Annotated in this window: 13 protein-coding genes; all 13 read right to left on the bottom strand. The window is 42.3% G+C overall.

What is annotated here, in order from left to right:
- Positions 1-3: 3 nt before the first annotated feature.
- Positions 4-345 (bottom strand): 50S ribosomal protein L22, encoded by a 342-nt coding sequence (gene rplV, locus NSQ41_RS00810; RefSeq protein WP_063387163.1) that lies wholly within the window; start codon positions 343-345, stop codon positions 4-6.
- Positions 346-365: 20 nt separating this feature from the next.
- Positions 366-644: a 30S ribosomal protein S19 gene (rpsS, locus tag NSQ41_RS00805; protein ID WP_063387162.1), complete on the bottom strand. Its 279-nt coding sequence runs from the start codon at positions 642-644 to the stop codon at positions 366-368.
- Between the two features lie 57 nt (positions 645-701).
- A complete protein-coding gene (rplB, locus tag NSQ41_RS00800) occupies positions 702-1,532 on the bottom strand; it encodes a 50S ribosomal protein L2 (protein WP_063387161.1) in 831 nt (276 codons plus the stop codon).
- 27 nt (positions 1,533-1,559) lie between these two features.
- Positions 1,560-1,847 (bottom strand): 50S ribosomal protein L23, encoded by a 288-nt coding sequence (gene rplW / locus NSQ41_RS00795; RefSeq protein WP_063387160.1) that lies wholly within the window; start codon positions 1,845-1,847, stop codon positions 1,560-1,562.
- Complete coding sequence (gene rplD / locus NSQ41_RS00790) at positions 1,847-2,470, bottom strand: 50S ribosomal protein L4 (protein ID WP_063387159.1); 624 nt, start codon at positions 2,468-2,470, stop codon at positions 1,847-1,849. Before rplD ends, rplW begins: the two co-directional genes overlap by 1 nt.
- Before the next feature lie 28 nt (positions 2,471-2,498).
- A complete protein-coding gene (gene rplC, locus NSQ41_RS00785; protein ID WP_063387158.1) occupies positions 2,499-3,128 on the bottom strand; it encodes a 50S ribosomal protein L3 in 630 nt (209 codons plus the stop codon).
- Positions 3,129-3,167: 39 nt separating this feature from the next.
- On the bottom strand, positions 3,168-3,476 hold the full coding sequence (rpsJ, locus tag NSQ41_RS00780; RefSeq protein WP_063387157.1) for a 30S ribosomal protein S10: 309 nt from the start codon (positions 3,474-3,476) through the stop codon (positions 3,168-3,170).
- 272 nt (positions 3,477-3,748) lie between these two features.
- Positions 3,749-4,936 (bottom strand): elongation factor Tu, encoded by a 1,188-nt coding sequence (gene tuf, locus NSQ41_RS00775; protein WP_063387156.1) that lies wholly within the window; start codon positions 4,934-4,936, stop codon positions 3,749-3,751.
- A gap of 131 nt (positions 4,937-5,067) precedes the next feature.
- Positions 5,068-7,146, bottom strand: a complete 2,079-nt coding sequence (gene fusA, locus NSQ41_RS00770; RefSeq protein WP_066247907.1) for an elongation factor G — start codon at positions 7,144-7,146, stop codon at positions 5,068-5,070.
- Between the two features lie 47 nt (positions 7,147-7,193).
- Positions 7,194-7,664, bottom strand: coding sequence for a 30S ribosomal protein S7 (rpsG, locus tag NSQ41_RS00765; RefSeq protein WP_063387154.1), 471 nt, complete (start codon positions 7,662-7,664; stop codon positions 7,194-7,196).
- Positions 7,665-7,706: 42 nt separating this feature from the next.
- Positions 7,707-8,120: a 30S ribosomal protein S12 gene (gene rpsL, locus NSQ41_RS00760; protein WP_063387153.1), complete on the bottom strand. Its 414-nt coding sequence runs from the start codon at positions 8,118-8,120 to the stop codon at positions 7,707-7,709.
- A 101-nt stretch (positions 8,121-8,221) separates the two neighbouring features.
- Positions 8,222-8,470, bottom strand: a complete 249-nt coding sequence (locus NSQ41_RS00755) for a 50S ribosomal protein L7ae-like protein (protein WP_063387152.1) — start codon at positions 8,468-8,470, stop codon at positions 8,222-8,224.
- A 111-nt stretch (positions 8,471-8,581) separates the two neighbouring features.
- A complete protein-coding gene (gene rpoC, locus NSQ41_RS00750; RefSeq protein WP_339198305.1) occupies positions 8,582-12,184 on the bottom strand; it encodes a DNA-directed RNA polymerase subunit beta' in 3,603 nt (1,200 codons plus the stop codon).
- Positions 12,185-12,217: the final 33 nt, after the last annotated feature.

Raw genomic sequence — 12,217 nt, 5'->3', positions numbered from 1 at the left:
TAATTATCCCTCCTTTTTTTCCGAAACAATGATCGTAATATGGCTTGTGCGTTTGTTGATTTGGCTCGCTCTACCTTGTGCACGTGGTCTAAAGCGTTTCAAAGTTGGTCCTTCATCAACATAAGCCTTTTCAATATATAAATTGTTTCCGTCCATGTCATAGTTATGCTCTGCATTTGCAACAGCCGATTTTAACACTTTTTCAATAATTGGTGAAGCAGCTTTAGGTGTATGGCGAAGAATGGCAATTGCCTCACCAACTTGCTTTCCTCGGATCAAGTCAATAACTAAACGAGCTTTACGAGGAGCAATTCGTACTGTTCTCGCAACAGCTTTAGCCTGCATCCTAAAATCCTCCTCTCATATTAGCGTTTTGTCTTCTTGTCATCGCCGGCATGGCCTCTGTAAGTACGAGTTGGAGCAAACTCTCCAAGCTTATGTCCTACCATGTCTTCAGTAATGTATACCGGAACATGTTTTCTTCCATCATAGACCGCAATGGTATGACCGATGAAAGATGGGAAAATAGTTGAACGGCGAGACCAAGTTTTGATGACTTGTTTGCTTCCAGTTTCATTTAATTTTTCGATTTTTTTCATTAAATGATCATCGCAGAATGGTCCTTTTTTTAAGCTACGACCCATAATGTTACCTCCCTTCGTGATTGCGCTACGGTTCTGATGAACCGTAGAACAACCCCGTTATTTTTTACGACGGCGAACGATAAATTTATCGGATTTGTTTTTCTTTTTGCGAGTTTTAAACCCAAGAGTCGGTTTACCCCAAGGCGTCATAGGAGATTTACGACCAATAGGTGCTTTTCCTTCTCCCCCACCGTGCGGGTGATCGCTAGGGTTCATAACAGATCCGCGAACTGTTGGACGTTTGCCTAACCAGCGGGAACGTCCTGCTTTACCAATATTAATTAATTCATGCTGCTCATTCCCTACTTGGCCGACAGTGGCACGGCAAGTTGCCAAAATCATGCGGACCTCACCAGAAGCTAAACGAACTAATACATATTTTCCTTCTTTACCAAGCACTTGAGCTGAAGTACCTGCAGAACGAACCAATTGTCCGCCTTTTCCTGGTTTTAATTCGATGTTATGAATGACAGTACCTACTGGGATATTTTGAAGAGGAAGTGCGTTTCCAACTTTAATATCAGCTGTAGGTCCTGACATTACTTCCATTCCTACTTTTAAGTTTTTAGGAGCCAGAATATAGCGTTTTTCTCCGTCAACATAGTTAATTAATGCAATGTTTGCGGAGCGGTTTGGATCGTACTCAATAGTAGCAACGCGTCCTGGTATTCCATCTTTATCGCGCTTAAAATCAATAATACGATATTGACGTTTATGGCCTCCGCCTTGATGACGAACAGTTAGCTTACCTTGGTTGTTGCGTCCTGCTTTTTTATGAAGCGGAGCAAGCAACGACTTTTCCGGCTTGTCAGTAGTGATTTCAGCAAAATCAGATACTGTCATGCCGCGGCGACCGTTAGAGGTTGGTTTATATTTTTTAATCGCCATCTCAGTTTCCCTCCTTCACTTTCAAAATTATGCTTCGAACAATTCGATTTCTTTGCTGTCTGCCGTTAATTTCACGATTGCTTTTTTACGGCGATTTGTCAAACCGCTGAACCGGCCAACACGTTTAAGTTTTCCTTTGTAATTCATAATGTTGACTTTTTCAACTTTGACATCGAAAATTTTTTCAATAGCGTCCTTCACTTCTGTTTTGTTTGCTTTCACATCTACTTCAAATGTATATTTTTTGTCAGCTACTAGATCCATTGAACGTTCAGTGATGATGGGGCGCTTAATAATATCTCGAGGATCCTTCATTATCCAAGCACCTCCTCTACTTTTTCCACCGCTGCTTTTGTAATAACAAGTTTATCATGGCTCAACACATCCAACACGTTGATTCCATTAGCCGTAACAACTGTTACACCTGGAATATTGCGTGCAGACAGGATTACATTTTCGTTTTCGTCTCCTGTTACAATCAGCGCTTTTCTGTCAACGGAAAGCCCTTTGAGAATTCCAGCCATTTCTTTCGTTTTTGGAGCTTCCAACACTAAATCTTCTAATACAACAATATTGTTCTCTTGAACTTTAGAAGATAAAGCTGATTTGATTGCTAAGCGGCGGACTTTTTTCGGTAATTTGTATGCATATGTGCGAGGTGTTGGTCCAAATACTGTACCACCTCCGCGCCATTGAGGTGAACGGATGGATCCCTGACGTGCGCGTCCTGTACCTTTTTGACGCCATGGCTTACGGCCACCGCCACTAACTTCAGAACGGTTTTTTACTTTATGAGTGCCTTGTCTTTGAGAAGCTCTTTGCATAATGACAGCTTCAAATAATACGTGTTTATTCGGCTCAATACCAAAAACAGAATCATTTAATTCGATTTCGCCAACTGCTGATCCGTTTTGGTTATATAACGTAACTTTCGGCATTTTTCCGTTTCCTCCTTTCCTGTTGAAATTACTTCGCTTTTACTGCAGATTTAATAATAACTAATGATTTTTTCGGTCCCGGAACATTCCCTTTGATTAAAAGAAGATTGCGTTCAGCATCTACTTTTACAACTTCAAGATTTTGAACGGTTACGCGTTCACCGCCCATTCTTCCAGGAAGTTCTTTTGATTTAAAAACACGGTTTGGTGCAATGGCTCCCATTGAACCAGGACGACGGTGGTACCGTGAACCGTGAGACATTGGGCCACGTGATTGTCCGTGACGTTTAATCGCACCTTGAAATCCTTTCCCTTTAGAAATACCTGTCACATCAACAAGTTCCCCAGCAGAAAAAATGTCTACTTTAACCTCTTGACCAATTTCATACTCGTCTACATTAGCACCTCTAACTTCACGAATGAAGCGCTTAGGAGCAGTATTTGCTTTTGCAGCGTGACCTTTTTCCGGCTTGTTTGCAAGCTTTTCACGCTTGTCTTCAAAACCTAGTTGAATCGCATCGTAGCCGTCTGTTTCAACAGTCTTCTTTTGAAGAACGACGTTTGGGGATGCTTCAACTACAGTAACAGGAATTAATTCACCGTTTTCTGCAAATACTTGCGTCATTCCAATTTTTCTTCCTAAGATTCCTTTGGTCATGAGTCACACCTCCTAAATTTCAAATGTTTTAATCTATCGTTACAGTTTAATTTCAATGTCTACACCAGAAGGCAAATCTAAACGCATTAACGCATCAACCGTTTGCGGTGTAGGGTTGACAATATCGATTAAACGTTTATGTGTACGCATTTCAAATTGTTCACGAGAATCTTTATATTTGTGCACTGCTCGAAGAATTGTATAAACTGTTTTTTCAGTCGGTAGCGGAATTGGACCAGAAACATTTGCTCCCGAACGTTTTGCAGTTTCTACAATTTTTTCGGCAGATTGATCAAGGATTCTGTGATCATACGCTTTTAATCGAATTCGAATTTTTTGTTTTGCCATTATTTTCCCTCCTTTTCGCCTACTTTCCATAGACAATTCTCCACGAGAATTTCCTGTACGCCCGCCATGGCAAAGCGGCCGGGTGTATCAGCAACCTCCCGCTTCATCGCAGTCAAAGACCAACGTTATACATTATATAAAAAACAGGTGTCTAATGCAAGAAAAATTCAGGATTTCCTATAAAATTTAGTGTTGTTTCTTTAAAAGTTAATGCTTTGCAGACTTCATATTTATAATAAAAAAAGCGAGCCTATTCGACTCGCTTTTTTCAATTAGTCAAGGATAGCTGAAACAGATCCTGCACCTACAGTACGACCGCCTTCGCGGATAGAGAATTTCGTACCGTCTTCAATCGCAACTGGAGAAATGAGTTCAACAGTCATTTCAACGTTATCTCCAGGCATTACCATTTCTACGCCTTCTGGAAGAGTGATAATTCCAGTTACGTCTGTAGTACGGAAATAGAATTGTGGACGATAGTTAGAGAAGAATGGAGTATGACGTCCACCTTCTTCTTTAGAAAGAACGTAAACTTGTGCTTTGAATTTTTTGTGCGGTGTGATAGAACCAGGTTTTGCTAAAACTTGACCGCGTTCTACTTCGTCACGTGCGATACCGCGAAGTAAAGCACCGATGTTGTCTCCAGCTTCAGCTTGATCAAGAAGCTTACGGAACATTTCAACACCAGTAACAGTTGTTTTCTTAGATTCTTCAGCTAAACCAACGATTTCTACTTCGTCACCAACTTTTACAACGCCGCGTTCTACACGACCAGTTGCAACTGTACCGCGACCAGTGATAGAGAATACGTCTTCAACAGGCATCATGAAAGGTTTTTCTGTATCGCGTTCTGGAGTTGGGATGTATTCGTCAACTGCGTTCATTAATTCAATGATTTTTTCTTCCCATTCAGCATCTCCTTCAAGTGCTTTAAGCGCAGAACCTTTGATAACAGGTACATCGTCGCCAGGGAAGTCATATTCAGAAAGAAGGTCACGAACTTCCATTTCAACTAGTTCTAATAATTCTTCGTCGTCTACCATGTCGCATTTGTTTAAGAATACAACGATGTAAGGCACACCTACTTGGCGAGATAAAAGAATGTGCTCACGAGTTTGCGGCATAGGACCGTCAGCAGCAGAAACAACTAGGATAGCGCCGTCCATTTGAGCAGCACCAGTGATCATGTTTTTAACATAGTCTGCGTGTCCAGGGCAGTCAACGTGTGCATAGTGGCGGTTGTCAGTTTCGTATTCTACGTGCGCAGTTGAAATCGTGATTCCGCGTTCACGCTCTTCTGGAGCACCGTCAATTTGATCATATGCACGAGCTTCAGCTTTACCTTGTTTTGCAAGAACAGTAGTAATAGCTGCAGTCAAAGTAGTTTTACCATGGTCAACGTGGCCGATTGTACCAATGTTAACATGTGGTTTAGAGCGTTCATATTTCGCTTTAGCCATAAGTAATTTTTCCTCCTTAAAAAAATATGTTTCATTTTAAATAAATATATAGAATACTTGGAGGCGGCGCAAGTGCATCCGCATCCAAGGGCTACATAAGTATTTATACTTGAACAATGGTTGAAAATCAATTATTCGCCTTTATTTTTTTTGATAATTTCTTCTGCAATGTTTTTAGGCACCTCTTCGTAATGATCGAAGTGCATCGTAAATGTACCGCGTCCTTGTGTATTGGAACGAAGTGCGGTTGCATAACCAAACATTTCAGCAAGTGGAACCATTGCTTTTACAACTTGTGCATTTCCACGTGCTTCCATTCCTTCCACACGTCCACGGCGTGAAGTGATATCACCCATGATGTCTCCCATGTACTCTTCAGGTACAATTACTTCAACTTTCATAATTGGCTCAAGGAGTACCGGGTTACATTTTTGAGCAGCATTTTTAAGGGCAAGTGAAGCGGCAATTTTAAACGCCATCTCACTTGAGTCAACATCGTGGTAAGACCCATCAAAAAGTTTAGCTTTAATGTCAATTAACGGATAGCCTGCAAGCACACCGTTTTGCATTGCATCTTCCAAACCAGCCTGAACCGCTGGGATGTACTCGCGTGGAACGACACCACCGACAATTGCGTTTTCGAATTCAAATCCTTTTCCTTCTTCATTTGGACTGAATTCGATCCAAACGTGACCGTATTGTCCGCGTCCGCCTGATTGACGTACGAATTTACCTTCAACTTGTGCGGATGAGCGGAATGTTTCGCGATACGCAACTTGCGGCGCACCTACATTACATTCAACTTTAAATTCACGTTTCATACGGTCAACGATAATGTCTAGGTGAAGTTCGCCCATACCGGCAATAATTGTTTGGCCAGTTTCCGGATCCGTATGCGATTTGAATGTTGGGTCTTCTTCAGATAGTTTTTGCAATGCTGTTGACATTTTGTCTTGGTCTGCTTTTGATTTAGGTTCAATCGCAACTCTGATAACAGGCTCTGGAAACTCCATCGATTCTAAAATAACCGGATGGTTTTCATCACATAGAGTATCTCCAGTTGTTGTATCTTTTAAACCAACTGCAGCAGCAATATCACCTGCATATACCATTGGAATTTCTTCGCGGTGATTCGCGTGCATTTGTAGAATACGTCCAATCCGTTCACGTTTACCTTTTGTGGAATTGGATACGTATGAACCGGAACTTAATGTTCCTGAATATACGCGGAAGAAAGTTAATTTTCCTACATATGGGTCTGTCATTACTTTAAACGCCAATGCAGCAAATGGTTCATCGTCGCTTGATTTGCGAACTGTTTCTTCCTCTGTATCAGGGATGACGCCTTTTATCGGTGGCACATCGATTGGCGATGGCAAGTAATCAATTACCGCATCCAGCATTAGCTGCACGCCTTTGTTTTTAAAAGCTGAGCCGCATAAAACAGGATAAAACTCAACGTTACAAGTACCTTTACGGATAGCTGCTTTCAGCTCGTCAACGGAAATTTCCTCTCCTTCAAGGTACTTCATCATCAATTCTTCATCAAGCTCTGCAACTGCTTCAATCAATCGAGTGTGCAGCTCTTCTGCTTGTTCTTTATACTCGTCTGGAATTTCACGAGCTTCCGAACGCGTACCTAGATCATCCAGATAGTAATATGCTTTCATTTCCACAAGGTCAATGATACCTTGAAATTGATCTTCTGCTCCAATCGGGAGCTGAATAGGGTGTGCGTTAGCCTCTAAGCGATCGTGAAGTGTTTTGACAGAGTATAAAAAGTCTGCGCCGATTTTATCCATTTTGTTAACAAATACAATGCGCGGCACTCCGTATGTTGTTGCTTGGCGCCAAACTGTTTCCGTTTGCGGCTCAACACCAGACTGAGCATCAAGAACTGCAACTGCTCCGTCTAGGACTCTCAAAGAACGTTCAACTTCAACCGTGAAGTCTACGTGCCCTGGCGTATCAATAATATTGATCCGATGTCCCTTCCATTGAGCTGTTGTAGCGGCAGATGTAATGGTAATACCGCGTTCTTGTTCTTGCTCCATCCAGTCCATTTGGGAAGCTCCTTCGTGAGTCTCCCCGATTTTGTGAATGCGGCCTGTATAGAACAAAATTCTCTCAGTTGTTGTCGTCTTACCAGCATCAATGTGCGCCATAATACCGATATTGCGAGTTTTTTCTAAGGAGAACTCTCTTGGCATCGGGTAATTTCTCCTTCCTTCATGGGTATTGATAAATATTATGTTTATTACCAGCGGTAATGTGCAAATGCTCTATTCGCTTCAGCCATTTTATGTGTATCTTCACGCTTTTTCACTGCCGCACCTGTGTTGTTTGCTGCGTCAATGATTTCAGCCGCAAGACGTTCTTCCATCGTTCTTTCACCACGAAGGCGGGCATAGTTTACTAACCAGCGAAGACCCAAAGTTGTGCGGCGTTCAGGACGAACCTCTACAGGTACTTGGTAGTTTGCGCCCCCTACACGGCGTGCACGAACTTCTAATACTGGCATAATATTTTTCAATGCTTGTTCAAACACTTCCATTGGATCTTTGCCAGTTCGTTCTCTCACGATATCAAATGCATTGTAAAGAATTTTTTGCGCTTTGCTTTTTTTACCGTCAATCATGATTTTATTAATCAGACGAGTTACTAATTTTGAATTGTAAATTGGATCTGGTAGTACGTCACGTTTTGGTACAGGTCCTTTACGTGGCATCACTAAATTCCTCCCTTCATTCTGTATTTATTATATTATCTTTTAGTTTTTAGGACGTTTCGTTCCATATTTGGAACGGCCTTGCTTACGGTTTTCAACTCCAGCTGTGTCAAGAGCTCCGCGTACGATATGATAGCGGACACCAGGCAAGTCTTTTACACGTCCGCCGCGGATTAGCACAACGCTGTGCTCTTGCAGGTTATGTCCGATCCCCGGAATATAAGCTGTTACTTCAATTCCGTTTGACAAGCGGACACGTGCATATTTACGAAGAGCTGAGTTTGGTTTTTTAGGTGTCATTGTTCCAACACGTGTACATACTCCTCGTTTTTGCGGCGAAGATAAATTTGTTTGTTCTTTTTTGAAGCTGTTGTATCCTTTGTTTAACGCAGGAGATTTTGATTTTACTACTTTGCGCGTGCGGCCTTTTCGCACTAATTGGTTAATTGTAGGCATATACATTTCCTCCCTTCAAACGTTTTTTCAAACCCACACATCCAGGCGGTTCATAATTTGGTAAAAACAATTGTTTTTGCAGAAATCTACAAAAACAATGTTTATTTTATAATTGCAACAGCTGCCGCTCCAACTTCTATTCCGCAAGCTTTTCCGAGCTTCTTCATAGAATCGACCTTAATTAAAGGAACTTCTTTCTCTTCAGCCAGCTGAACCACTTTGTTTGTCACTTTCGGGTCAGCATCCACTGCAATGATAACTTCCTTTACAGTGTCATTTTTCAGAGCTTTCACTGTTTGCTTTGTACCAATAATAATCTTTTCAGCCTGTGCTACTTTTTCATAAGACATATTTCATATCCTCCAAAGTGACAGGTGATATTTACACACCTTGATAATATTAACATTGGAAAAGATGGATGTCAACTGTGCATTTTACGGCATCCATCTTTTCCCCGACAATTATTCAACCGAAATCGTTTCGTCAACGGATTTTTTATTCATGACCGGTTTTATTTTTCTATAGAGCTGCATTCCTGTTCCAGCCGGAACAAGCTTACCGATAATAACATTTTCCTTCAAGCCTAACAGTTCATCCCGTTTTCCTTTAATGGCCGCATCCGTTAATACGCGTGTTGTCTCTTGGAATGATGCGGCAGACAAGAAGGACTCCGTTTCAAGCGATGCCTTTGTAATACCGAGCAATACCGGCCGTCCTGTTGCAGGGCGTTTTCCTTCCAAAAGCACCTTTTTATTCGCTTCTGTAAATTGATGAACGTCAAGGAGTGTTCCCGGCAGAACATCCGTATCGCCGGAATCGATGACACGGACTTTCCGCAGCATTTGCCGCACCATTACTTCAATATGCTTATCGCCGATTTCCACACCTTGCATTCTGTACACTTTTTGCACTTCACGAAGCAAATATTCTTGAACGGCTAAAATGTCTTTTACTTTCAACAATTCTTTTGGATCTATTGAACCTTCCGTAATTTCTTGGCCGCGCTCTACACGGTCCCCCACAGCTACTTTTAAGCGGGCGTTAAATGGCGCCATGTATGTGCGTGTTTCCACTTCACCGCGGACGACAATTTCTTGCTGCTTATCTCTCACTTCATTAATTTCAGCAACTACCCCGTCAATTTCTGAAATAACCGCTTGCCCTTTTGGATTACGGGCTTCAAACAATTCTTGAACACGCGGCAAACCTTGGGTAATGTCGTCGCCGGCAACCCCACCGGTGTGGAAAGTACGCATCGTCAGCTGTGTACCCGGCTCTCCGATCGATTGAGCAGCGATAATTCCTACCGCTTCGCCTACTTCGACATCAGTGCCGGTAGCCAAGTTCCGTCCATAACATTTTTTACATACACCATGTCTTGTATTACATGTGAATGCAGAGCGAATCCAAACTTCTTCTATCCCTGCATTGACAATTTGAGCTGCTATGTCTTCGGTAATCATTTCATTTTCCCTGACAAGCACTTCGCCCGTTTCAGGATGAATAACCGATCTTCTTGCATATCGTCCGATAATCCGTTCCTCGAGTTTTTCGATAACTTCTGAACCGTCTTTCAGCGCTCTCGCTAAAATTCCTCTGTCTGTTCCGCAGTCTTCCTCACGAATAATCACATCTTGCGCAACATCTACAAGGCGGCGTGTTAAATAACCGGAGTCAGCAGTTTTTAATGCTGTATCTGCCAGACCTTTTCTGGCACCATGGGTCGAGATGAAGTATTCTAACACTGTCAAACCTTCTCTAAAACTCGATTTAATTGGAAGCTCAATAATTCGTCCAGCAGGGTTAGCCATCAGTCCGCGCATTCCCGCAAGCTGCGTGAAGTTAGATGCATTTCCGCGAGCTCCTGAATCGCTCATCATGAAAATCGGATTCCGCTTATCTAATGAATTCATCAGCTTGCTTTGAATGGTGTCTTTAGCAGCACTCCAAATAGAGATAACACGATCGTACCGCTCATCTTCAGTGATTAATCCGCGTCTGAATTGCTTCAAGACATTGTCAACTTTAGCTTGCGCCTCTTTTAAAATTGCTTCTTTTTCCGCCAACACAACAATATCAGAAACACCGATTGTAATTCCGGCTTTAGTCGAATATTTAAAGCCTAAATCTTTTAAGCGGTCAAGCATTTTCGATGTTTCAGTAATATGGAATCTCTTAAAGACTTCGGCAATAATTTTTCCTAAAATTCCTTTTTTAAATGGCGGAATGATTTCTTGGTTTTTAATGTGCTCCCGCACATCTACCTGTGCCGGATCAACAAAATATTTATCAGGCGTGCATTCTTGAATGTTCTTAGTTGACGGCTCATTAATATACGGGAACGAATTCGGCAGTATTTCGTTGAATATTAATTTTCCTACCGTTGTGATCAGAAGCTTTTTATTTTGTTCTTCTGTAAATGTTTCGTTCTTTAAGGAACCGGCATGTACTGCAATTCGTGTATGCAAATGTACATGGCCGTTTTGATAGGCAATGAGCGCCTCATCAGGATCTCTGAAAATTTTCCCTTCTCCGATCGCTCCTTCACGTTCCATTGTTAAGTAATAGTTCCCCAACACCATATCTTGTGAAGGCGTAACAACCGGTTTTCCGTCTTTCGGATTTAAAATGTTTTGAGCCGCAAGCATTAACAGCCTTGCTTCTGCTTGTGCTTCTGCCGATAACGGAACGTGAACAGCCATTTGGTCACCGTCGAAGTCAGCATTATAGGCTGTACATACCAACGGATGTAGACGAATGGCGCGCCCTTCGACTAACGTTGGTTCGAACGCTTGGATTCCTAATCTGTGCAAAGTCGGTGCCCGGTTAAGCAGAACCGGATGTTCTTTAATGACTTCCTCCAACACATCCCAAACTTCAGGATGGACGCGTTCAATTTTCCGTTTGGCGCTTTTAATGTTATGTGCCAGCCCTTTTTCAACAAGCTCCTTCATGACAAAAGGCTTAAAGAGCTCAAGCGCCATTTCCTTTGGCAAACCGCATTGATACATTTTCAGATTTGGGCCGACAACGATAACGGAACGTCCAGAGTAGTCAACCCGTTTTCCTAACAGGTTTTGACGGAAGCGTCCTTGCTTTCCTTTCAGCATATGAGAGAGTGACTTCAGTGGACGATTTCCCGGTCCAGTAACTGGACGACCACGGCGTCCATTGTCAATAAGTGCGTCAACAGCCTCTTGAAGCATCCGTTTCTCATTTTGCACGATGATACTTGGCGCTCCAAGATCCAACAGTCTTTTTAAACGATTGTTTCGGTTAATAACACGGCGATACAAATCGTTCAAATCGGAAGTTGCAAAGCGTCCGCCATCCAATTGAACCATCGGCCGCAATTCAGGCGGAATGACAGGAAGTACATCCAACACCATCCATGAAGGGTCATTTCCGGAATTTCTGAATGCCTCCATCACTTCAAGGCGTTTAATCGCTCTTGTGCGCCGCTGGCCTTGAGAAGATTTAAGCTCTTCTTTTAACGCTTCTACTTCTTTATCAAGATTGATATCTTGCAATAATTTTTTAATTGCTTCCGCACCCATTGATGCTTGGAAGGCATTTCCGTATTTCTCGCGGTATGTGCGATACTCTTTTTCAGATAAAAGCTGTTTCTTTTCAAGTGGTGTGTCCCCAGGATCTGTCACGACGTAAGAGGCAAAATAAATAACTTCTTCCAATGCTCGAGGTGACATGTCAAGAACTAGTCCCATACGGCTTGGAATCCCTTTGAAATACCAAATATGAGAGACAGGGGCAGCAAGTTCGATATGCCCCATTCTCTCCCGACGCACTTTTGCTCGCGTAACCTCAACACCGCATCGATCGCATACTACGCCTTTATAGCGAACCCGTTTATATTTTCCGCAGTGGCATTCCCAATCTTTTGTCGGACCGAATATACGTTCACAAAACAAACCGTCTTTTTCAGGCTTTAAAGTACGATAGTTGATCGTTTCTGGTTTTTTCACTTCACCATATGACCATGAACGAATTTTATCAGGTGAAGCAAGACCGATGTGCATATACTCAAAATTATTTACATCCAGCAAGGGGCCTACCTCCCTTTTTATCTTCCGTAGCAA

It is taken from the genome of Aeribacillus sp. FSL K6-8210, from assembly GCF_037963925.1.
Lineage (GTDB): Bacteria > Bacillota > Bacilli > Bacillales > Aeribacillaceae > Aeribacillus > Aeribacillus composti.
The sequence above is the reverse complement of the archived record's forward strand: the minus strand, read 5'-3'. Positions and strand labels throughout refer to the sequence as shown.